The organism is Rhodobacter maritimus, assembly GCF_058747975.1.
Map to the genome: position 1 here is coordinate 2,663,317 of NZ_CM179095.1, position 23,299 is coordinate 2,686,615.

General features: G+C 66.6%; 27 protein-coding genes and 1 riboswitch. Of the genes, 19 read left to right on the plus strand and 8 right to left on the minus strand.

The genetic code is table 11. The annotated features are described in order from the left end of the window. Nucleotides 1-11: 11 nt before the first annotated feature. The 7 genes from AC4PTO_RS13500 (at nt 12) to AC4PTO_RS13530 (ending at nt 5,917) form a co-directional block, all read left to right on the plus strand. Nucleotides 12-1,781, plus strand: a complete 1,770-nt coding sequence (locus AC4PTO_RS13500) for a DNA polymerase III subunit gamma/tau (protein WP_492729285.1) — start codon at nt 12-14, stop codon at nt 1,779-1,781. Nucleotides 1,782-1,791: 10 nt separating this feature from the next. Further along, nucleotides 1,792-2,136: a YbaB/EbfC family nucleoid-associated protein gene (locus AC4PTO_RS13505; protein ID WP_492729287.1), complete on the plus strand. Its 345-nt coding sequence runs from the start codon at nt 1,792-1,794 to the stop codon at nt 2,134-2,136. 6 nt (nt 2,137-2,142) lie between these two features. Continuing rightward, nucleotides 2,143-2,742, plus strand: a complete 600-nt coding sequence (gene recR, locus AC4PTO_RS13510; RefSeq protein WP_492729289.1) for a recombination mediator RecR — start codon at nt 2,143-2,145, stop codon at nt 2,740-2,742. An 84-nt stretch (nt 2,743-2,826) separates the two neighbouring features. Beyond that, nucleotides 2,827-3,492, plus strand: coding sequence for an FtsZ-binding protein FzlA (fzlA, locus tag AC4PTO_RS13515; protein ID WP_492729290.1), 666 nt, complete (start codon nt 2,827-2,829; stop codon nt 3,490-3,492). Nucleotides 3,493-3,569: 77 nt separating this feature from the next. Beyond that, complete coding sequence (gene queG, locus AC4PTO_RS13520) at nt 3,570-4,616, plus strand: tRNA epoxyqueuosine(34) reductase QueG (protein ID WP_492729292.1); 1,047 nt, start codon at nt 3,570-3,572, stop codon at nt 4,614-4,616. 57 nt (nt 4,617-4,673) lie between these two features. Further along, entirely contained in the window at nt 4,674-5,627 is a 954-nt protein-coding gene (locus AC4PTO_RS13525) for a DMT family transporter (RefSeq protein ID WP_492729293.1), read from the plus strand. A 98-nt stretch (nt 5,628-5,725) separates the two neighbouring features. Next, entirely contained in the window at nt 5,726-5,917 is a 192-nt protein-coding gene (locus AC4PTO_RS13530) for a hypothetical protein (RefSeq protein WP_492729295.1), read from the plus strand. A 61-nt stretch (nt 5,918-5,978) separates the two neighbouring features. Here AC4PTO_RS13530 and AC4PTO_RS13535 read toward each other — a convergent pair whose 3' ends face one another. After that, nucleotides 5,979-6,848, minus strand: a complete 870-nt coding sequence (locus tag AC4PTO_RS13535) for a branched-chain amino acid aminotransferase (RefSeq protein ID WP_492729296.1) — start codon at nt 6,846-6,848, stop codon at nt 5,979-5,981. Between the two features lie 154 nt (nt 6,849-7,002). Between AC4PTO_RS13535 and AC4PTO_RS13540 the strand changes: the two genes are divergently transcribed. The 6 genes from AC4PTO_RS13540 to AC4PTO_RS13565 all read left to right on the plus strand — a co-directional run bounded on the left by AC4PTO_RS13540 (nt 7,003) and on the right by AC4PTO_RS13565 (nt 11,957). Further along, nucleotides 7,003-7,503 (plus strand): MarR family winged helix-turn-helix transcriptional regulator, encoded by a 501-nt coding sequence (locus AC4PTO_RS13540; RefSeq protein ID WP_492729298.1) that lies wholly within the window; start codon nt 7,003-7,005, stop codon nt 7,501-7,503. Continuing rightward, nucleotides 7,503-8,222 carry a response regulator gene (locus AC4PTO_RS13545; protein ID WP_492729299.1) on the plus strand — a complete coding sequence of 240 codons (720 nt, stop codon included), beginning with the start codon at nt 7,503-7,505 and terminating at the stop codon, nt 8,220-8,222. The genes AC4PTO_RS13540 and AC4PTO_RS13545 overlap by 1 nt, the downstream gene beginning before the upstream one ends. Nucleotides 8,223-8,395: 173 nt before the next feature. Then, on the plus strand, nt 8,396-8,956 hold the full coding sequence (gene petA / locus AC4PTO_RS13550; RefSeq protein ID WP_492729301.1) for a ubiquinol-cytochrome c reductase iron-sulfur subunit: 561 nt from the start codon (nt 8,396-8,398) through the stop codon (nt 8,954-8,956). Nucleotides 8,957-8,968: 12 nt separating this feature from the next. Continuing rightward, nucleotides 8,969-10,282, plus strand: a complete 1,314-nt coding sequence (petB, locus tag AC4PTO_RS13555) for a cytochrome b (protein WP_492729303.1) — start codon at nt 8,969-8,971, stop codon at nt 10,280-10,282. 14 nt (nt 10,283-10,296) lie between these two features. After that, a complete protein-coding gene (locus AC4PTO_RS13560) occupies nt 10,297-11,088 on the plus strand; it encodes a cytochrome c1 (RefSeq protein WP_492733625.1) in 792 nt (263 codons plus the stop codon). A 116-nt stretch (nt 11,089-11,204) separates the two neighbouring features. Further along, a complete protein-coding gene (locus AC4PTO_RS13565; RefSeq protein ID WP_492729305.1) occupies nt 11,205-11,957 on the plus strand; it encodes an NYN domain-containing protein in 753 nt (250 codons plus the stop codon). Here the strand turns inward: AC4PTO_RS13565 and AC4PTO_RS13570 are convergent. The 3 genes from AC4PTO_RS13570 to aroC all read right to left on the minus strand — a co-directional run bounded on the left by AC4PTO_RS13570 (nt 11,954) and on the right by aroC (nt 14,571). After that, on the minus strand, nt 11,954-12,574 hold the full coding sequence (locus AC4PTO_RS13570; protein ID WP_492729306.1) for a TetR/AcrR family transcriptional regulator: 621 nt from the start codon (nt 12,572-12,574) through the stop codon (nt 11,954-11,956). The two genes, AC4PTO_RS13565 and AC4PTO_RS13570, sit on opposite strands and share 4 nt — an antisense overlap. A gap of 93 nt (nt 12,575-12,667) precedes the next feature. Continuing rightward, entirely contained in the window at nt 12,668-13,471 is an 804-nt protein-coding gene (locus tag AC4PTO_RS13575) for a glycosyltransferase family 2 protein (RefSeq protein WP_492729307.1), read from the minus strand. Further along, the gene (gene aroC, locus AC4PTO_RS13580) at nt 13,471-14,571 is read right to left on the minus strand and encodes a chorismate synthase (RefSeq protein ID WP_492729309.1); all 1,101 of its coding nucleotides are present in this window, start codon (nt 14,569-14,571) and stop codon (nt 13,471-13,473) included. Before aroC ends, AC4PTO_RS13575 begins: the two co-directional genes overlap by 1 nt. An 89-nt stretch (nt 14,572-14,660) precedes the next feature. Further along, nucleotides 14,661-14,763, plus strand: a riboswitch (TPP riboswitch). 38 nt (nt 14,764-14,801) lie between these two features. Between aroC and thiB the strand changes: the two genes are divergently transcribed. Genes thiB through AC4PTO_RS13595 form a run of 3 tightly spaced genes read left to right on the plus strand, consistent with a single transcriptional unit; the run spans nt 14,802 to nt 18,020 of the window. After that, nucleotides 14,802-15,782 carry a thiamine ABC transporter substrate binding subunit gene (gene thiB / locus AC4PTO_RS13585; RefSeq protein WP_492729311.1) on the plus strand — a complete coding sequence of 327 codons (981 nt, stop codon included), beginning with the start codon at nt 14,802-14,804 and terminating at the stop codon, nt 15,780-15,782. Then, a complete protein-coding gene (locus AC4PTO_RS13590) occupies nt 15,761-17,305 on the plus strand; it encodes an ABC transporter permease family protein (protein ID WP_492729313.1) in 1,545 nt (514 codons plus the stop codon). The genes thiB and AC4PTO_RS13590 overlap by 22 nt, the downstream gene beginning before the upstream one ends. Beyond that, a complete protein-coding gene (locus AC4PTO_RS13595; RefSeq protein ID WP_492729315.1) occupies nt 17,289-18,020 on the plus strand; it encodes a thiamine ABC transporter ATP-binding protein in 732 nt (243 codons plus the stop codon). The genes AC4PTO_RS13590 and AC4PTO_RS13595 overlap by 17 nt, the downstream gene beginning before the upstream one ends. 55 nt (nt 18,021-18,075) lie before the next feature. Here the strand turns inward: AC4PTO_RS13595 and AC4PTO_RS13600 are convergent, their stop codons facing one another. After that, nucleotides 18,076-19,206 carry an S-(hydroxymethyl)glutathione dehydrogenase/class III alcohol dehydrogenase gene (locus AC4PTO_RS13600; RefSeq protein WP_492729317.1) on the minus strand — a complete coding sequence of 377 codons (1,131 nt, stop codon included), beginning with the start codon at nt 19,204-19,206 and terminating at the stop codon, nt 18,076-18,078. A 75-nt stretch (nt 19,207-19,281) separates the two neighbouring features. Between AC4PTO_RS13600 and AC4PTO_RS13605 the strand changes: the two genes are divergently transcribed. Together AC4PTO_RS13605 and AC4PTO_RS13610 are read left to right on the plus strand one after the other, a co-directional pair. After that, the gene (locus AC4PTO_RS13605; RefSeq protein WP_492729319.1) at nt 19,282-19,617 is read left to right on the plus strand and encodes an I78 family peptidase inhibitor; all 336 of its coding nucleotides are present in this window, start codon (nt 19,282-19,284) and stop codon (nt 19,615-19,617) included. A gap of 4 nt (nt 19,618-19,621) precedes the next feature. Next, nucleotides 19,622-19,912: an I78 family peptidase inhibitor gene (locus AC4PTO_RS13610; protein ID WP_492729321.1), complete on the plus strand. Its 291-nt coding sequence runs from the start codon at nt 19,622-19,624 to the stop codon at nt 19,910-19,912. Between the two features lie 21 nt (nt 19,913-19,933). On the opposite strand, the gene AC4PTO_RS13615 is transcribed toward AC4PTO_RS13610, so the two are convergent. Then, nucleotides 19,934-20,377 (minus strand): c-type cytochrome, encoded by a 444-nt coding sequence (locus tag AC4PTO_RS13615; RefSeq protein WP_492729323.1) that lies wholly within the window; start codon nt 20,375-20,377, stop codon nt 19,934-19,936. Nucleotides 20,378-20,734: 357 nt separating this feature from the next. Between AC4PTO_RS13615 and AC4PTO_RS13620 the strand changes: the two genes are divergently transcribed. Then, complete coding sequence (locus AC4PTO_RS13620) at nt 20,735-21,070, plus strand: DUF2794 domain-containing protein (protein ID WP_492729325.1); 336 nt, start codon at nt 20,735-20,737, stop codon at nt 21,068-21,070. Here the strand turns inward: AC4PTO_RS13620 and AC4PTO_RS13625 are convergent, their stop codons facing one another. Together AC4PTO_RS13625 and AC4PTO_RS13630 are read right to left on the minus strand one after the other, a co-directional pair. After that, nucleotides 21,071-21,898: a C40 family peptidase gene (locus AC4PTO_RS13625; protein ID WP_492729327.1), complete on the minus strand. Its 828-nt coding sequence runs from the start codon at nt 21,896-21,898 to the stop codon at nt 21,071-21,073. Next, nucleotides 21,895-23,292, minus strand: a complete 1,398-nt coding sequence (locus tag AC4PTO_RS13630; RefSeq protein ID WP_492729329.1) for a leucyl aminopeptidase family protein — start codon at nt 23,290-23,292, stop codon at nt 21,895-21,897. Before AC4PTO_RS13630 ends, AC4PTO_RS13625 begins: the two co-directional genes overlap by 4 nt. Between the last annotated feature and the right edge of the window lie 7 nt (nt 23,293-23,299).

The window sequence follows — 23,299 nt, forward strand, 5'->3', positions numbered from 1 at the left end:
GGAGCGTGCCCATGTCCGATACGCCCGAGGCCGGTTACCAGGTTCTCGCCCGCAAATACCGCCCCGCCACCTTCGCCGACCTGATCGGCCAGGAGGCGATGGTGCGCACGCTGAAAAACGCCTTCGCCGCAGACCGCATCGCCCATGCCTTCGTGATGACCGGCGTGCGCGGGGTGGGCAAGACCACCACCGCCCGGATCATCGCCAAGGGACTGAATTGCGTGGGCCCCGACGGCAAGGGCGGCCCGACCACCGATCCCTGCCTTGAATGCGAACATTGCAAGGCCATCGCAGAGGGCCGCCATGTCGACGTGATGGAGATGGACGCCGCTTCGCGCACCGGGGTGAACGACATCCGCGAAATCATCGAGAGCGTCCATTACCGGGCGGCCTCGGCGCGCTACAAGGTCTATATCATCGACGAGGTGCACATGCTTTCGACCAGCGCGTTCAACGCGCTGCTCAAGACGCTGGAAGAGCCGCCGGCGCATGTGAAGTTCATCTTCGCCACGACCGAGATCCGCAAGGTGCCCGTGACGGTTTTGAGCCGCTGCCAGCGCTTCGACCTCAGGCGCATCGAGCCCGAGGTGATGATGGCCCATCTTGCCGCCATCGCCGCCAAGGAGGGTGCAAGCCTTGCGCCCGACGCCTTCGCGCTGATCACCCGCGCCGCCGAAGGATCGGTGCGCGACGCGATGAGCCTGATGGACCAGGCGATCGCCCATGGCGCGGGCGAAACCACCGCGGCGCAGGTGCGCGCGATGCTGGGGCTTGCGGATCGCGGGCGGGTGCTCGATCTGTTCGACATGATCTTGAAGGGCGCGGCCGCCGAGGCGCTGACCGAGCTTTCGGGCCAGTATGCCGATGGCGCGGACCCGATGGCGGTGCTGCGCGATCTGGCCGAGATCACGCACTGGATCTCGGTCATCAAGATCACGCCCGAGGCCGCCGACGACCCCACCGTGCCCCCCGACGAACGAGCGCGCGGACAGGCGATGGCGGCGGCGATCCCGATGCGGGTGCTTACCCGGATGTGGCAGATGCTGCTCAAGGCGCTTGAAGAGGTGGCGGCGGCCCCGAACGCGATGATGGCCGCCGAGATGGCCCTGATCCGCCTGACCCATGTCGCCGACCTGCCGGACCCGGAAGCCCTGATCAAGCGGGTGCAGCAGGGGCCGGGCACCGGGGCGGCGGCACCCGGCCGCGGCGGCCCCGCGCCGGGCGGCGCCCCGATGCAGGGCGCGCCGCAGGCCGGCATGGCCGCGCCCCACCCCGCGCCGCGCGGCGGGACCGTGGCATCCTCGGGCGCGGCCACCGCGCTTGCCGTCGCCCCCGAGGTCGCCCTTGCGCGCTTTGGCCGGTTCGAGGATGTGGTGGAGCTGATCCGGCGCATGCGCGACGTGAAGCTGCTGGTCGAGGTCGAGGAACATCTGCGCCTTGCGCGCTATGCCCCCGGCCGGATCGAATTCCAGCCCTCGGACAATGCCCCGCGCGATCTGGCCGCGACGCTGGCCGCCCGGCTTCAGGCATGGACCGGGGCCCGCTGGGGCGTTTCGGTGGTCTCGTCCGGCGGGGGCGACACGATCGCCGAGCAGCGCAACGCCGAACGCCGCGCGGCCGAGGCGGACGCCATGGAGAACCCGCTGGTCCAGGCGATCTTCGCCACCTTCCCCGAGGCGAAATTCGAGGATATCAGAACCGCAGAGACCCTGACCGAAGAGGCACGCGCCGAAGCGCTGCCCGAGGTCGAGGATGAATGGGATCCTTTCGAGGACAACTGAGGAGAGCAGCATGTTCAAGGGTTTGGGCCAGCTTGGCGATATGACCAAGATGATGAAGGCCGCCAAGGAAATGCAGGAAAAGATGGCCGCCCTGCAAGAAGAGCTGACGCGCATCACCGTCGAGGGCCAGGCCGGCGCCGGCCTGGTCAGGGCCACGGCCACCGCGAAGGGGGTTCTGACCTCGCTGTCGATCGACCCGTCGATCCTTGTCGCCTCGGAAAAGGAAGTGGTCGAGGACCTGATCCTTGCCGCGATCAAGGACACCCAGCTGCGCGCGCAGGAACGCACCCAGGCCGAGATGCAGAAACTGGCCAGCGAAATGGGCCTGCCGCCCGACATGAACCTGCCGGTCTGAGGCCCGATGGCACGCGCCACCGACGAGATCGAGGATCTGATCGCGCTGATGGCGCGGCTGCCGGGGCTTGGGCCGCGCTCGGCCCGGCGGGCGGTTTTGCACCTGATCCGCAAGCGCGGCGCGCTGATGGCGCCGCTGGCCGCGACGATGGCCCATGTGGCGGAAACCGCGCGCGAATGCGCGCGCTGCGGCAATATCGCGGCCGGCGACATCTGCGACATCTGCGCCAACCCCGCCCGCACGGGCACCGAGATCTGCGTGGTCGAGGATGTGGCCGATCTTTGGGCGATGGAGCGCGGACAGGCCTTCAAGGGCCGCTATCACGTTCTGGGCGGCACGCTGTCCGCGCTTGACGCGATCGGCCCCGAGGATCTGGGCATCCCGAAACTGCTGGAGCGGATCGCCAGCGAGGGCGTGAGCGAGGTGATCCTTGCGCTCAACGCGACCGTGGACGGGCAGACCACCGCGCATTACATCGCCGATGCGCTGGAAGGGCGCGGCGTCACCGTCACCAGCCTGGCCCAGGGCGTGCCGATCGGCGGAGAGCTGGACTATCTGGACGACGGCACCATTCAGGCGGCTTTGCGCGCGCGCAAGCGCTTCTGACCCGCTCGGGCATTGATCCGCGGGCAAGGCGCGGCTATCACCTGTGCATTGCAGCCAGCCCGTTCACACCCGAGATCCGTCCCCATGAATCGTCTTTACCACGTCGCGCTGTCCCCGTTCTGCCGCAAGGTGCGGCTGACGCTGGCCGAGAAGAAGATCGAGGTGGAGCTGATCGAAGAGCGTTACTGGGAGCAGAGCACCGATTTCCTGCGCCGCAACCCCGCCGGCAAGGTCCCCGTGATGAAGCTTGATGGCCGCACCATGAGCGAGAGCCAGGCGATCTGCGAATATATCGAGGAGACCGTGCCCCAGCCCGCGCTTCTGCCGCGCGACCCCGAGGCACGCTACGAGGTGCGCCGCCTCTGCGCCTGGTTCGACGACAAGTTCAACGACGAGGTCACCCGCAAGGTGATGGGCGAGCGGGTCTGGAAGAAGGTCATGAAGCAGGGCTATCCCGACAGCAAGACCGTCAAGGCCGGGCTGGGCGCGATCAAGTATCACCTGGATTACATGGGCTGGCTTCTGGACCAGCGCCGCTGGCTGGCGGGCGACGTGATGACGCTTGCCGATTTCGCGGCCGCGGCGCATCTGTCGTGTCTGGACTACATCTCGGATGTGGACTGGGACCGTTCGGCCAATGTCAAGGACTGGTATGCCAAGATCAAGTCGCGCCCGGCCTTCCGGTCGCTTCTGGCCGACCAGCTGCCCGGCCTGCCGCCGGCCCCGCAATATGCCGAACTCGATTTCTGAGCGGCCTGCGTGGAAGCGGGGGGCTGTCTGCCCCCCGCGCCCCCCGAGGATATTTGCACAAGGTGAAGGGGCGGGCCGTGGCTGATCTGAAGGCACGGCTGGTGTGCAGGGCGCTGGAGGAGGGGTTTTCCAAGGCGCGGATCTGCCGCCCCGATGCGATCCCCGAGGCGGCCGGGCGGCTGGAGGCCTTTGTCGGGGCGGGGCTGCATGGCCAGATGGGCTGGATGGCCGAGCGGATGCACTGGCGCGGCGATCCGGCGGCGCTTTGGCCCGAGGCGCGCTCGGTCCTGATGCTGGCCGAGGTCTACACGCCCCGGCACGATCCGCTTGCGGTTCTGGAGCGGCGCGACCGCGGGGCGATTTCGGTCTATGCGCAGGGCAAGGATTACCACGACATCGTCAAGCGGCGGCTGAAGCGGGTGGGCCGCTGGCTTCTGGAGACGGCGCAGCGGGATGGCGTGGCGGGCGAGATCAAGGTTTTCGTCGACACCGCGCCGGTGATGGAAAAGCCGCTTGCGCAGGCGGCGGGGCTGGGCTGGCAGGGCAAGCATACCAACCTTCTGGCGCGCGATCTGGGAAGCTGGTTCTTTCTGGGGGCGATCTTCACCACGCTGGAGCTGGCCCCCGATCCGCCCGAAACCAGCCATTGCGGAAACTGCCGCGCCTGTCTGGATATCTGTCCGACGGGGGCGTTTCTGGCGCCCTACAGGCTCGATCCGCGGCGCTGCATCTCTTACCTGACGATCGAGCATCGCGGGCCGGTGGACGAGGAGCTGCGGCCGCATCTTGGCAACCGGATCTACGGGTGCGACGATTGTCTTGCGGTTTGTCCGTGGAACAAGTTCGCGCAGGACGCGCATGAGGCGGGCTATGCCCCGCGCGAGGCCGCCGCCCCGGCCCTGGCCGAACTGGCGCGGCTGGACGATGCCGCGTTCCGCGCGCGCTTTGCGGGCAGCCCGATCAAGCGGATCGGGCGTGACCGGATGGTGCGCAACGTGCTTTATGCAATCGGAAATTCGGGCGACGCGGCGCTGATCCCGGTGGCCCGGTCGCTTTGCGACGATGCCGATGACGCGGTAGCCGATGCGGCCCGTTGGGCGGTGCGGCGCCTTTCGCAGGCCTGAGGCGGCCGGGTGCGGTTTGCACCTTGCCGCCCAACCGGATCCGGCTAGTGTTAGCGCATGTCACGCCCGGCCCCGCCCGTCTATCCCGAAACCGCCTCGCCCATCCGCGGGATAGGGCTCAAGATCCTGTCGGTGCTGGTCTTTGTGGTGATGGCCGCGCTGATCAAGGCGACCGCCGACGAGGTGCCCGCGGGCGAGGCGGTCTTCTTCCGTTCGTTCTTTGCCATTCCGGTGATCCTGATCTGGCTTGCCTGGCGGCGCGAGCTGGGATCGGGGCTGCGGGTGGCAAGGCCCCTGGGGCATGTCTGGCGCGGCGTCATGGGGACCGCCGCGATGGGGTTCGGCTTTGCCGGTCTGGGCCTTCTGCCGCTGCCGGAGGTGACCGCCATCGGCTATGCCGCGCCGCTTCTGACGGTGGTCTTTGCCGCGATGTTCCTGGGCGAAGAGGTGCGTGCCTTCCGTCTTTCGGCGGTGGCCCTGGGCATGGCCGGGGTTCTTGTGGTGCTGTCGCCGCGCCTTGGCGCGATCGGCGCCGCCAGCCACAAGGAGGCGCTTGGCGCGATGGTGGTGCTGATGGGCGCCGTCTGCGCGGCCCTTGCCCAGGTTTTCGTGCGCAAACTGGTGGCGACCGAACGAACTCCGGCCATCGTGTTCTGGTTCTCGGTCACCTCGACCACGCTGTCTTTCGTGACGCTGCCTTTCGGCTGGGTCGTGCCGTCGCCGGCGCAGGCGGCGCTGCTGGTCGGCGCGGGCCTTCTGGGCGGGCTTGGCCAGATTTTCCTGACCTCGTCCTATCGCCATGCCGATGCCTCGATCGTGGCCCCCTTCGAATATGCCTCGATGATCTTTGCGCTTCTCTTCGGATATTTCTTCTTCGACGAGGTGCCCACGCTGGTCATGCTGGCAGGGGCGGCCCTTGTGATCGCGGCGGGCGTGCTGATCATCTGGCGCGAACGGCAACTGGGGATTGAACGCGCACGGCAGCGCAAGGCGATGACGCCGCAGGGATAGGCCAGATGCGCGGCAGAGCGCCGGAAGCAACCTCATGGGGTGAAAAAGCTGGCCGATTCGCCTATATTGGGATCAGATGAACGATGAAGGAGGCCAAAATGACCCGTCACATCACCGACCATTCCGAGCCGCAGGCCGAAGGCACGCGGGTGAAGGCATATCTTGATATCGACCGTCAGAAAGGCATGCATCCGGCAGTGCGCGAGCTTTCCAAACGCCCCGCGTCACGCAGCGAGGAAAGCAGCAAGGTGCGTGAATACGCCCGTATCGAGCGCGGCCAGGAAACCTGATCCGGCCTTCGCGCGCCTGTAAAGGGCAGATGGGGCGGGCAGTCGTGCCCGCCCCTTATTATTAGCTGCGCACCAGCTTTTCGTAGGCTTCCGAGATGTCGCGCGTCATCGCACCCACCTCGAAGCTATAGTCGCCGATCTGGCCCACCGGCGTCACCTCGGCGGCGGTGCCGGTCAGCCAGCACTGCTCGAATCCCTCAAGCTCTTCGGGCATGATGTGGCGCTCATGCACGGTCACGCCGCGGTCGCGCAGCATTCCGATCACCGTCTGGCGGGTCAGGCCATTCAGGAAGCAGTCGGGCTTGGGCGTATGCACCTCGCCGTCCTTGACGAAGAAGATATTGGCGCCGGTCGCCTCGGCCACATAGCCGCGATAGTCGAACATCATCGCGTCCGAGCAGCCCTTGGCCTCGGCGGCGTGCTTGGACATGGTGCAGATCATGTAAAGACCTGCGGCCTTCGCCTCGCACGGGATCGTCGCGGGATCGGGGCGGCGCCATTTGGCGATGTCGAGCTTGGCGCCCTTCATCTTCGCATCGCCGTAATAGTTGCCCCATTCCCAGCCGGCCACGGCCATGCGGACGGGGTTGCGCCGGGCCGAGACGCCCATGTCTTCACCCGCCCCGCGCCAGGCAACGGCGCGCACATAGGCGTCTTTCCAGCCATTGGCCTCGAGCATGGCGTATTTCGCGGCCTCGATCTCTTCGACGGAATAGGGGATTTCCATGTCCAGCAGGTTGGCGGAACGGCGCAGGCGCTGCGAATGCTCTACCCCTTTGAAGATGCGGCCGTTATAGCACCGCTCTCCCTCGAAAACGGACGAGGCATAGTGCAGGGCGTGGGTCAGGATATGCACCTGCGCATCGCGCCACTCCACCAACTTGCCGTCGAGCCAGATCTTGCCATCGCGGTCATCATAGGCACCAGCCATTCTCTTCCTCCTTCGGACAAGCCGATTTGCGAATGTTGCGTCTATTATGTCCGTTTCGGACATAATATTGCGCGAAATCTGCGGATCGGTAACAATTGATTCTTGGAAAGTCAACAACACTGACGTAAAGTCCCAAAAAAGCATGAGGGTGGGAATGGCAGATACGGCGGCCCAGAGCGGCGAGACCCTTCTGTTTCTGACAGATGAGCAACTGCGCAAGGGCATCGAGGCGATGTTCTTCGCCTATCGCGGCTTCACCGCCGATCCCGACCGCATCCTTGAGAAATATGCCTATGGCCGCGCCCATCACCGCGCCATTCACTTCATCCACCGCCAGCCAGGGCTGACGGTCACGGCGTTGCTCGCGGTTCTTGGCGTGACCAAGCAAAGCCTCAACCGCGTGTTGCGCACGCTGATCGCGGACGGCCTTGTCGAGAACCGCGTCGGGCGCAAGGACAAGCGCGAACGCCATCTGTTCCTGACCGAGACCGGCGCGGCGCTGGAACGCGAACTCTCCGAGGCGCAGCGGGGCCGGATGCGCGCGGCCTACCGCAATGCCGGACCCCAGGCTGTGGCGGGGTTCCGGCAGGTGCTGGAGGCGATGATGGATCCCGAAATGCGCCGTCACTACCAGATGCTGAGGGACGGGCCGTGATGGCTGCGCCGCAGCAATCCGCGCCGCATCTACTGATCGTCGACGATGACGAGCGGATTCGCGGGCTCTTGCAGAAATTCCTGATGCGCAGCGGGTTCCTTGTGACCTCGGCGCGCGATGCGGCGCATGCCCGGCGCCTTCTGGACGGGCTGGAATTCAACCTGATCGTGCTGGACGTGATGATGCCCGGCGAGGACGGCCTGAGCCTCACGCGTGAGCTGCGCAAGCGGATGGCCACGCCGATCCTGCTTCTGACGGCCCGCGGCGAAACCCGCGACCGGATCGAGGGGCTGGAAGCGGGGGCCGACGACTACCTGGCCAAACCCTTTGAACCGAAAGAGCTTTTGCTGCGCATCAACGCCATCCTGCGCCGCGTGCCGCAAGAGGCGCAGACGGGGCCGAAATACCTGCATCTGGGCCCGCTGCGCTATGACCGCGACCGCGGAGAGCTGTGGCAGGGCGAAAGCCCGGTGCGCCTGACGGCGACCGAATCCGCGCTGATGCGGATCTTCGCCGCGCATGCCGGCAGCGTGGTCAGCCGCGCCGACCTGATCGACGAGCTGGGCCGCGAGCGCGGCGCGGGCGCCGAAGAGGGCGGCGGCGACCGGGCGGTCGACGTGCAGATCACCCGGCTGCGCCGCAAGATCGAGCCCGACCCGCGCGAGCCGCGCTTTTTGCAGACCGTGCGCGGCGCGGGCTACATGCTGGCCCCCGACTGAGCTTTCCCCGGGCGCGCAACATGTTGCACTGCGGCACTTGGCACCGCCCGTGCGCTATTGTCCGCTGGACTGACGTGGATGTGATTGCTAATAGGTCGGCCATGTTCGGCGGCACCATGTGCGGCCCGCAACGTCGTATCGGCCCATTCCACGGCCCGGGAAGGAGAGAGTTCGTGTCCCACGCAGAAGATCACGCAGGCACCCGGAGGGATTTCCTCTACTATGCAACCGCCGGCACGGGCGCCGTTGTCACCGGCACGGCAGTCTGGCCGCTGGTGAACCAGATGAACGCATCGGCGGACGTCAAGGCGCTGTCCTCGATCTATGTCGACATCTCGGGCGTCGAGACCGGCACCCAGCTGACGGTGAAATGGCGCGGCAAGCCGGTGTTCATCCGCCGCCGCTCGCAAGAGGAAATCGACGCGGCGCGCGCGGACGACTCGGCCGCGCTGATCGACCCGCTGGCGCAAAACGCCAACAAGCCCGATGCCGATGCCTCGGACGCGAACCGCACCCTGGACGAAGCCGGCGAATGGCTGGTGATGATCGGCGTGTGCACGCATCTGGGCTGCGTTCCGATCGGCAACGGCGCGGGCGAGTTCGGCGGCTGGTTCTGCCCCTGCCACGGCTCGCACTACGACACGGCCGGGCGGATCCGCAAGGGCCCCGCACCGCGCAACCTCGACATCCCGGTGGCTCAGTTCACCGACGAATCCACGATCCTGCTGGGCTGAGGGAGAACCTAGATGGCTGGAATTCCGCACGACCATTACGAGCCCAAGACGGGCATCGAGCAGTGGTTGCATAAACGCCTTCCGATCGTCGGACTGATCTATGACACGATCATGATCCCGACGCCCAAGAACCTGAACTGGTGGTGGATCTGGGGCATCGTCCTTGCTTTCTGCCTTGTTCTCCAGATCGTGACCGGCATCGTGCTGGTGATGCACTACACCCCGCATGTCGACCTGGCCTTCGCCTCGGTCGAACATATCATGCGTGACGTGAATGCCGGATGGGCGCTGCGCTACATCCACGCGAACGGCGCCTCGCTGTTCTTCCTGGCAGTCTATATCCACATCTTCCGCGGCCTCTACTACGGCTCCTACAAGGCCCCGCGCGAGGTGACCTGGGTCATCGGCATGATCATCTACCTGTGCATGATGGGCACCGCCTTCATGGGCTACGTCCTGCCCTGGGGTCAGATGTCGTTCTGGGGCGCCACGGTGATCACCGGCCTCTTCGGCGCGATCCCCGGCATCGGCCCGGACATCCAGGCCTGGCTTCTGGGCGGACCGGCGGTCGACAACGCCACGCTGAACCGCTTCTTCTCGCTGCACTACCTGCTGCCCTTCGTGATCGCGGCCCTCGTTGCGGTTCACATCTGGGCATTCCACACCACGGGCAACAACAACCCGACCGGTGTCGAAGTGCGCCGCGCCTCGAAAGCCGAGGCCGAGAAAGACACCCTGCCCTTCTGGCCCTATTTCGTCATCAAGGACCTCTTTGCCCTGGCACTGGTGCTTCTGGTGTTCTTCGCGGTGGTGGGCTTCATGCCAAACTATCTGGGCCACCCCGACAACTACATCGAGGCAAACCCCCTGGCGACGCCCGCGCATATCGTGCCGGAATGGTATTTCCTGCCCTTCTACGCGATCCTGCGCGCCTTCACCTCGGATGTCTGGCTGGTGATGGCGGTCAACTGGATCACCTTCGGCATTGTCGACGCCAAGTTCTTCGGCGTGATCGCCATGTTCGGCGCGATCATCGTCATGGCGCTTGCGCCGTGGCTTGACACCTCGTCGGTACGTTCGGGCCGGTATCGCCCGATGTTCAAGTGGTGGTTCTGGCTTCTGGCGATCGACTTCGTCGTGTTGACCTGGGTGGGCGCGATGCCGACCGACGGGATCTACCCCTACATCTCGCTGATCGGTGCGGCTTACTGGTTTGCCTATTTCCTCGTGATCCTGCCGCTTCTGGGCGTGATCGAGAAGCCGCTGCCCCAGCCGGCCACGATCGAGGAAGACTTCAATGCCCACTACGGCAACCCGGCCGAGTAAGGAAAAGGACCGATATCATGAAAAAACTTCTGATCTCTGCCATTTCCGCCGTGCTTCTCGGATCGGGCGTCGCCATGGCCGCCGGTGGTGAGGGCCATATTGAAGACGTGGCCTTCAGCTTCGAAAGCCCGTTCGGCAAATACGACCAGCAGCAGCTGCGCCGCGGCTTCCAGGTCTACCGGGAGGTCTGCTCGGCCTGCCACGGCCTGAAATTCGTTCCGCTGCGCTCGCTTGCCGACGAAGGTGGCCCGCAGATGGACCCCACCTGGGTGCGCGCCTTCTCGGCCGAGCTGGACGAGGCCATCGACAAGGAAACCGGCGAGCCGCGCGCGCGCAAGGAAACCGACATGTTCCCGAGCCGCTCGGGCGAGGGCATGGGGCCGGACCTGTCGCTGATGGCCAAGGCACGCGCGGGCTTCCACGGGCCCTACGGCACCGGCATCAACCAGCTGTTCCGCGGCATCGGCGGGCCGGAATACATCGTTTCGGTGCTGACCGGCTATGACGGCGAAGAGAAGGAAGAGGCCGGGTCCTACTTCTACCACAACGCCGCCTTCCCCGGGAACTGGATCGCCATGGCCCCGCCGCTGTCCGACGACCTGATCGAGTATGAGGACGGCCACGAAGCCACCGTGCATCACATGGCCGAGGACGTGGCTGCCTTCCTGATGTGGACGGCCGAGCCGAAGATGATGGCGCGCAAGCAGATGGGCTTTGTCTCGGTTCTGCTGCTGACGCTGCTGACCGTGCTGCTGTATCTGACCAACAAGCGGTTGTGGGCGCCTCACAAGGGCAAGCACGTCTGATCCGGCGCGATCCGCCTGAAGATACGGAAACGCGCCCTTCGGGGCGCGTTTTTCTTATTGCGCATGGCCCCCCAGCGGATGCTGCGCTAGGTTGGGGCGAATTGGAAGGAACCCCCATGGCCGATCCCCGCGCTCCGCGCCTGTGCGTCCTAATCGACGCCGACAATGTCCCCTCCGGCTATGCGGCCGCCATCTTCGAGGAAATCTCGGGGCTGGGCGAGGCCAGCGTGCGCCGCATCTATGGCGACTGGTCGGCGCAGCGCCTTGCCGGCTGGGCACGGCAGGTCGCCACACTCGGGCTGGTGGCCGATCAGCAATTCTCCAATACCAAGGGCAAGAACGCCTCGGATATCGGGCTGGTGATCGCGGCGATGGATTTCCTGCATTCGGGCCTGTTCGACGGGTTCGTGCTGGTTTCCTCCGACAGCGATTTCACCCGGCTGGCGGCGCGCATCCGCGAACAGGGGCTCGACGTCTACGGCATCGGAGAGAAGAAGACACCCGAAGCCTTCCGCAACGCCTGCAAGCGGTTCATCTATGTCGAGAACCTTGGCGCCGAGAGCGGCGGGGCCGAACCTGCCGCCCCGGGAACCCCCGCGACCGAAGGGGCCGAAACCGGCCAGCCCGAGGCGACGAAATTGCCGCCGTCGAAGGCCATCCCGATTATCGTCGCCGCGATGAAACGGATCGGCCTGGAAGAGGAATGGTATTCGCTTGGCCAGCTTGGCCAGTTCATAACCCAAGCAAACCCGGACTTCGACACGCGCACCTATGGCAGCGCAAAACTGTCGGACCTGCTGAAGAAAACCGGCCGCTTCGAGGTGAAGAAGGGCGAAGGCAATCACCTTGTGGTGCGCGACAAGGCCTAGGCCTTTTTCGTGCCGTAACGCGCCAGGAACATCTCGACGGCACCTTGCACCACGCGGTCCTTTTCGGCGCCCGAGGCATGGCCGACAATGCCGCAGCAGATCTTGGTATGCAGATCGGCCTTGCACAGCTCTGCGAACAGATGCGCCGCAAGATCGATATCCTCGATCTCCAGTTCGCCCCGCGCCACCGCCTTGCCCATGTAGTCCATCAAGGTCACATGCACGAAGCCGGGACCGGAGTCGTAGAAGGCGCGTGCCAGTTCGGGGAAACGTTCCCCCTCGGCCACGATCAGACGATAGACACCCTGCCCGATATCCGAGAGCATGAACTCCATGATCTGGCGCGCCGCGATCGACAGCACGACCGCGGGGGGTTGGCCGAAGTCGATCGTCTCGATCGCCTCGTCGGCCTGCCGGCGGCATTCAAGCCGGGCGACCTCCATGAACATCAGCCGCTTGTCGGGGAAATAGCTGTAAAGCGTGGCCTTGCTGACGCCGGATTCACGGGCGATGTCGTCCACGCTCGCGCCCTCGAACCCGTCGCGCAGGAACACGGTCCGGGCCCCGTCAAGAACCTGGTCGAACTTGCGCCCCTTGCGGATTTTATCGGCGTTCATGCTGGCCCCTTACAGGTTGTGCCGCGCGTGTCCGGTTCAACATAGACCGTCCGGTTCAGCTTCGGCAAGCGGATGCCGCCCGTGACGCCGCGCTCAGTCATCGGGCGCATCGTCGGGCCGGTGCAGGACGCCCAGCCTGCGGGCAAGGCCGGGGGCCTTGTGGCGCATGGCGCCGCGCAACGCATAATGGCCGAAATACCACGCCGCCTCGGCCCCCGAGAGGCCCAGGTGGTCACGATAAAGTGCCCAGGTATCGCGCGCCGCCCGCCCCTTGGCCGAGGACAGCGAGGCATGCCCGTGATGATAGGTGCACAGCACCTCGTTCAACCCCACCGCCACACCGCCCGCACGCAAAAGCGCGATCAGGAAGGCGAAATCCTGCCGTCGGCGCAGCTGCGGCATGCGCTGCGCGCCAAGCCAGGCCCGGTCGATCATGACGGTCGAGAAGCCCATGACATTCGTCTTGAGGAAATCCCGGTAGCGGATGCGCCGGGGCAGCCCGAAATGCAGGTCCCGCCCCGTGCCGCCATGGCGCCGGGCATAGGCGGTTGCCCCGATCTGCGCGCGTTCGGCCTCGAGAAAAGCGGTCTGGCGGGCCAGCTTGGGCGGGTGCCACTCGTCATCGGCATCCAGAAACGCCACCCACCGGCCACGCGCCACGTCCAGCCCGGCATTGCGCGCCGGCCCCGCCCCCTCGTTGCGGGGCTGGCGGATATAGCGGATGCGCGGGTCTCTCAGAAAGGGCGCGACGGCCTTTTCCGTTCCATCCCGCGAGGCATCGTCGATCACGATCGCCTCCCAGTCGTCGAGCGTCTGCGCCTGCACCGAGGCAAGCGCACGCGCCACCGTCGCCTCGGCGTCATGGCAGGGGATTATGGCGCTGACGCGGGGAAGCATCAGCCGATCCGGCCGCGCGCACCGCCGGTCTGGCCGCGGTCGCGCAGCAGCTGGTCAAGGATCACGCAGGCCATCATCGCCTCGGCCACCGGCACCGCGCGGATCCCCACGCAGGGATCGTGCCGCCCCTTGGTGACGACCTCGACCTCTTCGCCCACCGCATTGATCGAGCGGCGCGGCGTCAGGATCGACGAGGTCGGCTTGACCGAGAAGCGCACCACGACGGGCTGGCCGGTGGTGATGCCGCCCAGAATGCCGCCAGCGTGGTTCGACAGGAATTCGGGACCCTCCGGCCCCATCACGATCTCGTCGGCATTCTCGATCCCGCTGAGCGCGGCAGCGGCCATGCCCTCGCCGATCTCGACGCCCTTCACCGCGTTGATCGACATCATCGCGGCGGCAAGCTCGGTGTCCATCTTGCCGTAGATCGGCGCGCCAAGACCGGGTGGGCAGCCCTCGGCCACGACCTCGACCATCGCGCCGACCGAGCTGTGCCCCTTGCGGATCGCATCAAGGTAATCGGCCCATTCGTCCACCACCGCGGCATCGGGGATGAAGAAGGGATTGCGCAGGATCTCGTCGCGGTCAAAGCGCGCCCGGTCGATCTGCTTGACGCCCATCTGCACCATGTATCCGGTGATGCGCAGACCGGGCACCAGTTCGCGCAGCACCGCCTGCGCCACGCCGCCCGCGGCCACGCGCGCCGCCGTTTCCCGCGCGCTGGAGCGCCCGCCCCCACGATAATCGCGCAGCCCGTATTTCTGGTGATAGGTGATGTCGGCATGCCCCGGGCGGAACTGCTGCGCGATGGCACCGTAATCCTTGCTGCGCTGGTCGGTATTCTCGATCATCAGCTGGATCGGCGTGCCGGTGGTGCGCCCCTCGAAGGTGCCCGACAGGATCTTGACCTGATCGGCCTCCTGGCGCTGCGTCGTCATCTTCGACTGGCCGGGGCGGCGGCGATCCAGAAACACCTGGATGAACTCCTCGCTCAGCGCGATGCCGGGCGGGCAGCCGTCGACCGTGGCGCCGATCGCGGGGCCGTGGCTTTCGCCCCAGGTGGTGACGCGGAACATGTGCCCGAAGGTATTGAAGCTCATCTCGGATCTCCTTTGCTAAGGCATTAGCCGCCACCCGGACCTCGCTCAAGCAGATTCCCCTTGCGTCAGGCGTGGCGGCCCCTATGTTTCGCCTTACCTCGGGGTGCTCCGGCAGGGGCTGAGATGCGGCGACGCGAACCCGTTGAACCTGAACCGGTTAAGACCGGCGGAGGGAAGGTATCTCGGGTTTCGCCCGGCCTGACCCCGCCCGTCAGCCATTGGAGAACCTGATGAAACACACTCTGATGCTTGCGGGTCTTTTCGTTGCCACGGCTGCCGTGGCCGATGAAAGCCCCACGCTTACCGTCTATGCGCCCGATTATTTCACCTCGGAATGGGGCCCCGGCCCCGCGATCGAGGACGGGTTCGAGGCCGTCTGCGGCTGCGATCTGAAATTCGTCGCGGGCGATGTTCTGCCGCGCATCCTGCTTGAGGGCGCGCGGACCGAGGCCGATGTGGTGATCGGCCTGAACACCGATGTCACCGCGCGGGCGCGCGCCACCGGCCTTTTTGCCCCCCACGGGCAGGACATCTCGGTCCTGACCCTGCCCATCGAATGGAACGACGACACCTTCCTGCCCTTCAACTGGAGCGAAACCGCCTTCATCTACGACAAGACCCGGCTAAAGGCGCCGCCCCAAAGCTTCGAGGCGCTGCTGGACGCGCCCGACGATCTGAAGATCGCGATTCAGGACCCGCGCAGCTCGATCTCGGGGCTGGCGCTTCTGTTGTGGGTCAAGGCGGTCTATGGCGAACGTGCGCCCGAGGCTTGGGCCAAACTTGCCCCCAAGGTGCTGACCGTGACGCCCGGCTGGTCGGAAAGCTACGGCCTGTTCACCGATGGCGAGGTCGACATGGTGCTCAGCTACACCACCTCGCCCGCCTATCACATCATCGCCGAGGAAGATGACACCAAGGCCGCCGCGATCTTCCCCGAAGGGCATTACTTCCTGACCGAGGTTGCCGCGCAGTTGAACACGACCGATCAGCCCGAACTGGCGCAGGCCTTTATGGATTATATCCTGTCGGACGGGTTCCAGGGCATGATCGCCACCGCAAACTGGTCCTATCCGGCGGTCATCAAGGACGGCTTCCTGCCCGAAGGCTTCGCCGCCCTGCCGCGCCCCGAAAAGACGCTGTTCTTCTCGGAGACCGAGGCCGAGGCGCTGCGCCAGCCGGCCCTGGACGAATGGCGCGCCGCGTTCAACTGACGCTCGGGCCCGCGCTTCTGGCGGCTTTGCTGGTGGCGGCGCTGGTTCTGGGCACGCTCGGCGCGGTGGCGATCCGCGCCGGCGGCTTCGGCGCCCTGCGGGGCGCCGACATGCAGGCGCTTTGGTTCACGCTGTGGCAGGCGGCGCTATCGGCCGGGCTGTCATGCCTGCTGGCAGTGCCGGTGGCCCGCGCGCTCGCCCGGCGGCGCTTTGCGGGGCGGGCGCTGCTTATCTCGCTTCTGGGGGCGCCGTTCCTGCTGCCCTCCATCGTCGCGGTCATGGGGCTTTTGTCGGTCTTCGGCCGCAACGGCATCGTCAACGGCACGATGGCCGCTCTCGGCCTGCCCGGCATCCGGCTTTACGGCGCGCATGGCGTGATCCTGGCCCATGTGTTCTTCAACATGCCGCTGGCCACGCGCATGCTGCTGCATGGCTGGCAAGGCATCCCGGCCGAAAGGTTCCGGCTGGCCGCATCGCTTGGCTTCAGGCCGCGCGACATCCACCGCCATCTGGAAATGCCGATGCTGCGCGCGGTCCTGCCCGGCGCCTTCCTGGCGATCTTCCTTGTCTGCCTGACCTCCTTCGCGGTGGCGCTCACGCTTGGCGGCGGGCCGCGCGCCACCACGGTCGAGCTTGCGATCTACCAGGCCTTCCGCTTCGATTTCGACCTTGGCCGCGCGGCAAGCCTTGCTCTGGTGCAGGTGGGCCTCTGCCTTGCCGCGCTTGCCATCAGCGCACGCGCCACGCTGCCCTCGGGCTTCGGCGCGGGGTTGGACCGGGCGGCACCGCCCGCACCGGCAGGCGCCGGCCTTCTTCTGCGCGACATCGCGGCGATCGCCGCCGCCACGGCCTTTCTGCTGGTGCCGATCATGGCGGTGCTGGCGCGCGGCCTGCCCGCCCTGAACGACCTGCCCGCGGGACTGTGGCGGGCCGTCACCACCTCGGTTGCAATCGCGCTCGGCTCTACCGCGTTGACACTGGCGCTTGCGCTGCCGCTCGCGCTTGCCGCTACCCGCCACCGTTGGGCCGAGGCCGCCGCCATGCTGCCGCTGACCGCCTCGTCCCTGGTCATCGGCACCGGGCTTTTCGTGATCGTGCGGCCCTATGTGAACCCCGTCTCGCTGGCCCTGCCCGTCACGCTGATCGCCAATGCCGCGATGACGCTGCCCTTCGCATTGCGCACCCTCCTGCCCGAGGCACGCGTTCTCGCCGCCGATTACGACCGGCTGGCCGCCTCGCTCGGGCTGCGCGGGATCGCGCGACTGCGCTACCTGACGCTGCCGCGCCTTGCCCGCCCGCTCGGCTTTTCCGCGGGGCTGGCGGCGGCCTTCTCGATGGGCGATCTCGGGGTCATCACGCTCTTCTCGGACGGCGAGACGAAAACCCTGCCGCTTGCGCTGTTCCAGCTGATGGGGGCCTACCGCATGGATCAGGCCGCCGCCGCCGCCGCACTGCTGATGGCGCTGACCTTCGCCCTGTTCTGGGCCTTTGACCGGATCGGACACCATGCTGACCCTCGATAACCTGCTCCTGACCCAGGACGATTTCCGCCTGAGCGCGCATTTCAAGGTGCCCCCCGGCACGCGCTGCGCCGTGATCGGCCCCTCGGGCGCGGGGAAATCCACACTTCTCTCCGCGATCGCGGGCTTCTTCGCCCCCACCGCAGGGCGCATCCTGTGGAACGGTCAGGACATCACCGACGCCCCCCCCGGCAACCGCCCGCTGTCCATGCTGTTCCAGGACCAGAACCTTTTCCCGCATCTGACCGTGGCACAGAATCTCGGGCACGGGCTTTCGCCCGCGCTGCGCCTTGACCGCAAGGACCACGCCCGGATCGACGCCGCCCTGGCCCGCACCGGGCTCGAAGGGCTGGGCACACGCAAACCCGCCGAGCTTTCGGGCGGCCAGCAAAGCCGCGTGGCCCTCGCCCGCGCCCTGTTGCGCGCGCGTCCCCTGCTTTTGCTGGACGAGCCCTTCTCGGCCCTCGGCCCCGCCCTGAAGGGCGAGATGCTGGACCTCGTGGCCACCCTTGCCCTCGAACAGAACACCGCCGTCCTCATGGTCACCCACGACCCGCAGGACGCACGCGATTTCGCGCAATGCACCATCCTCGTGGCCGAGGGCCTGGCCCATCCGCCGCAACCCACGGCGCAACTGCTCGACACTCCGCCCCCGGCGCTGCGCGCCTATCTCGGCGATGCGCTTTCACCTCGTGGAAATATCCCGGGGGGAACGTGAACGGGGGCCAGCGGCCCCCGTTTGCGTCGGGGGGCAGCGCCCCCCGCCCGCCATGTCAGTAGATCACGACAGAGCGGATCGATTCGCCCGAATGCATCAGGTCGAACGCCTTGTTGATGTCCTCCAGCGGCATCGTATGGGTGATCATCGGATCGATCTCGATCTTGCCGTCCATATACCAGTCCACGATCTGCGGCACATCGGTGCGCCCGCGCGCCCCGCCGAACGCCGTGCCCTTCCAGATCCGCCCGGTCACAAGCTGGAACGGCCGCGTCTGGATCTCGGCCCCCGCCGGCGCCACGCCGATGATGATCGACTGGCCCCAGCCGCGATGGGTGCATTCCAGCGCATCGCGCATCACCTTGACGTTGCCGGTGCAGTCGAAACTGTAATCCGCGCCACCGATCTGATCGAAGGGGGTCTTGGTCATGTTGACGATATGGCTGACCACATCGCCCCCGATCTCCGAGGGGTTGACGAAATGGGTCATGCCGAAGCGCTCGCCCCATTCCTTTTTCGAGTTGTTCAGATCCACCCCGATGATCATGTCGGCCCCGGCCAGCCGCAACCCCTGGATCACGTTCAGCCCGATCCCGCCCAGCCCGAACACCACCGCCTTCGCGCCGATCTCGACCTTGGCGGTGTTGATGACCGCGCCGACCCCGGTCGTCACCCCGCAACCGATATAGCAGACCTTGTCGAAAGGCGCATCGGGCCGGATCTTGGCAAGCGCGATCTCGGGCATCACGGTGTGGTTGGCGAAGGTCGAACAGCCCATGTAATGCAGGATCGGCGTGCCATCGAGCATCGAGAACCGCGTCGTGCCATCGGGCATCAGCCCCTGACCCTGGGTGCCGCGGATCGCGGTGCAGAGGTTCGTCTTCTGCGACAGGCAGGACGGGCAGGACCGGCATTCCGGCGTATAAAGCGGGATGACGTGATCGCCGGGCTTCAGCGAGGTCACGCCCGGCCCGACCTCAAGCACCACGCCCGCGCCCTCATGGCCCAGAATCACGGGGAACAGGCCTTCGGGGTCCGCTCCCGACAATGTGAATTCATCCGTGTGACAGATGCCCGTAGCCTTGATTTCCACCAGAACTTCGCCCGCTTTGGGCCCTTCGAGGTTCACCTCCATGATTTCAAGCGGCTTTCCGGCCTCAAGGGCAACGGCGGCACGGGTTCTCATCGGCAGATCCTCCTTGTATAGATTGGCAAAGCCTGCGGCATTGCCCGGGCAAGTTCAACTATGGGATGCGACACAATGATCAGATTTACCGCCCTTTCTGCCGTTGCGCTTCTTGCCGCCTGCGAACCGGCCCCGGTCGAAAGCCTGCCGCCCGTCTCGCAGCCGCAGCCCTATGTCGGCCCGCTTGCCCCGCAGCCCGATGCGCTGGAAGAGCGGCAACCCGACAGCTGCAAGGCGGTCGAATATGTGGCCTATCTGGGCCAGCCCGGCAGCGTGATCCCGACGCTGGCCATCTCGCGCCCGTTCCGGGTGGTGGAATGGCGCGGGATCGAGGCGCAGGAATACAACCCGCAGCGCGTCGTCTTCCGCCTGGATGCGGCGGGCAACATCTTCAACATTGATTGCGGCTGATCCGATGGGCACCCGAACCCTGCGCGCAGCGCTTGCCCTTGCCGCCGCTCTGGCCGTGACCGGCTGTCGCCCCGATATCCCCGACGCAGACCCGGCCGGTATGGCCGACGCCTGTGGCGCCGCCGATCTTCAGCATCTGGTGGGGCAGCCCGCCTCGGTGCTCGAGACGATGAAATTCTCGCAGCCCGTGCGCATCCTGCGCCCCGGCATGGCTGTTACCATGGACTACCGCCCCGACCGCCTGAACATCGAAATCGACGCACAGGAAGTGATCGCGCGGGTGCATTGCGTCTGACCCGCGCGATTGCCCCGGCGATCAGTCGGTCTGGATACGATAGGTGGTGTGGCATTCCTTGCACGCACCGCCGACGCCGCCCATCCCGGCCTTGAGCGTATCGAGCGAGCTGGTGTCGACCGCCTGCGCGGCCTTGTAAAGCGCGTCTGCCTTGGTGCTGAAATCGTCGAAATTCGCCCAGATCTCGGGCTTGGCCTCCGAGACGGGGTCGGTCTCGTTCGCCTCGAACACCTGCGGGATGGTGTTGGCGGCGGCGGCAAGCGCCGCGGCGGCCTCGGCGGCCTTGTCGGCATCGAACGCCGCTTTGCCGCCGGCCATGTCGCCCAGAATTCCGGTATTCGCGCGGATGACACCCATCGTATCCATCCGCGTCTTGACCACGGGGTTCTGCACCCCTTCCTTGGCGAATGCGACGCCCGCGGCACAGATCAGGCCTGCGGCAATAATTTTGCTCGAGAAGTTCACGGCGTTCCTCCTTGACTACAATGTCGCCAAGCATAGCCCAAAGCGCCCTGAATCCCATGGCGGTATTTGCGGCCCGAAGGGGTGCTCACCGAATTGTCATCCCAAAGGAAAACCCCGCCCGAAGGCGGGGTTCTTGCGGAAGGAAGCGACCCGGGCGGCCGAACTGGGTGGGGGCTGAACATCGACCACCCGGGCGCTTAGCGTGTTCCGCCACCTCTGCTTTTGCCCCCCAATCGCGGCGGGTTCGGGAAAGGCCGCTGGCATTTCGCGGGTCTTTTCGTGGCAAAATCGCGGCCGTCGCCGGGGGTGCTTGATTTGCTGCGGGGGGGATGTCACTCTTTCGTCATGACGGTCCGGATGCCGACCCCCTTTCCCCAGCAACCGGCTGCGCCCGCGCAGGTCGCCTTCGACCGGGCCGAGCTTTCGTGCATTCTGGCGCTTTACGGCAAGATGGTCGCGGCCGGAGAATGGCGCGACTATGCGATGAGCTTTCTGCGCGATGTCGCCGTTTTCTCAGTGTTCCGGCGTGCGACCGAACATCCTCTGTTCCGCATCGAAAAACGCCCCGCGTTGCGCAACCGCCAGGGGCAATATGCGGTGCTGGGCATGGACGGCCAGATCCTCAAGCGCGGGCAGGATCTGCCCACGGTGCTGCGCGTGCTGGAACGCAAGCTGATCCGCCCGGTCGACTGATCATCCCGGACGGCGCGCGCCCAGGAAGGGCCCCTCGCCCGCCGCCTCGATCCGCGCAAGGCATTCGGCAAGCCCCTCATGGGCGACATTCATCGAATGGCCGTTGGCATGGATCAGCCGCGCCCCGTCACAGACCAACGCGACATGCCCCTTCCAGAACAGAAGGTCGCCCCGCCGCAGCGCGGCCCCCGGCGGCAGCGGCGCGCCAAGGGCCGCGTGTTGCAGGTCGCTGTCGCCCGGGCAGGGCCGCCCGCAGGCGGCATAGGCCAGCTGCACCAGCCCCGAGCAATCCACCCCCGAGCGGCTGTTTCCGCCCCAAAGATAGGGGGTTCCCAGCAGGCTTTCGGCCACATCGACCGGATCGTCGGCCCAATCGCCAAGCGCGCGTAGATGCGCCCGCGGGATCCAGCCTTCGGGCGTGCGGGCGAAATTCCCCTGCGCCTCGGTCACGCTGACCCGTGCGCCAAGCGACAACAGCGTAAGCTCGCGCTGCCTGACCGAAGGTTCGGGGTAAAGATGCGTGGCCGGGGCCGAAACCCAGTGGCTGGGCGCGCGGGCGGGCGCAAGCGCAGCCTCGACCACCCAGCCGCAATAGCCGTCGGCCTCGGCGCGCAGGAAGGCCCAGCCATCCTGCCGGTCCAGAACCAGAAGCGCGGCCCCCATCAGAAGCTGACGGTCGCGCGCGCCGCCGGGCGTGGCGCAGAGATCGGCCAGCGGCACCGCCAGCCGCGCGGGCGTTCCCGGAACGAATTTGCGCCCCTCAAGCGCGCCACGCAGCGAGACATGTGCCACGTGCTCATTGGCGGGGGTCAGGCGGCGGTCGCTCATAGGTCCAAAACCTCGGGCAGGGCTGCCAGGATCGCGCGCGCACCTTGCCCGACGCCGCCCTTGAGGCGTGCGGGCGCGGCGGCGGGCTGCCAGCCGTAAATGTCGAAATGCGCGAAACGCGGGGTCCGGGTGACGAACCGGCGCAGGAACAGCGCCGCCGTGACCGAGCCCGCCATCCCGCCCCCCGGCGCATTGTCGAGATCGGCGATCGCCGGTTCGATCAGGGGTTCATACGGCGCCCAGAACGGCATGCGCCACAGCGGATCGGCCACCCGCGCGGCCGCACCGCTCAGCGCCGCGGCAAGCCCGTCGTCATCGGTATAGAACGGCGGCAGATCGGGGCCGAGCGCCACCCGCGCAGCCCCCGTCAGCGTGGCCATGCAGACCAGCAGATCGGGCGTTTCCTCATCGGCCAGGGCAAGCGCATCGGCCAGCACCAGCCGCCCCTCGGCATCGGTGTTGTTCACCTCGACCGTCAGGCCCTTGCGGCTTGTCAGCACGTCCTGCGGCCGGAAGGCATTGCCGGACACCGCATTTTCCACCGCCGGCACCAGAACCCGCAAGCGCAAGGGCAGCTTCAGCGCCATAATCATGCGCGCAAGCCCCATCACCGTGGCCGCCCCGCCCATGTCCTTCTTCATCAGCCCCATCGAGGCGGCGGGCTTGAGATCCAGCCCCCCGGTATCGAAACAGACGCCCTTGCCGACCAGCGTCAGGCGCGGCCCGGCATCACCCCAACGCAGATCCAGAAGGCGCGGCGCGCGCGGGCTGGCGCGCCCGACGGCATGGATCATCGGCAGGTTCCCGGCCAGAAGATCGTCGCCCCGCAGCGCCAGGGCCGTTGCCCCGAATTCATCCGCAAGCGCGCAGAAGGCCGCCTCAAGCTCCTCCGGGCCCATGTCCGAGGCGGGCGTGTTGATCAGGTCGCGGGTCAGCGCCTCGCCGGCCGCGATCGCCTCGATCCGTGCGGGGTCAAGCCCGGCGGGGCAGACAAGCCGCGCCGCGGGCCGCTTGGCTGCCTTGTAGCGCGTGAACCGATAGGCCGCGAGAAGCCAGCCAAGAGCGGCCTCTTCGGCCTCTGCGGTGCTCAGGTCGCCCTCGATGTGCCAATCGCCCTCGGGCAAGGCTTCGGCCGCGCGGGCAAGAAGGAAACGGCTGCGGGCACGGGCCGACGGTGTGCCGGTGCCGAACAGCGCCACTTCGGGCCCGCCATCGGCGCCGGGCAGCACACAAAGCTGCCCCAGGGCGCCGGTGAAACCCTGCGCCCCGGCCCAGGCTTGTTGCGGGGGCGGCAGATCGCCCAGCCGCGCCGCAGTCCCGTCTTCGGGCACAAGGTAAAGCGGGCGGGCAGCGGCCTTTCCGGCGGCAAAACGCATGGTATCGGCGGCGGTCATCGTGATC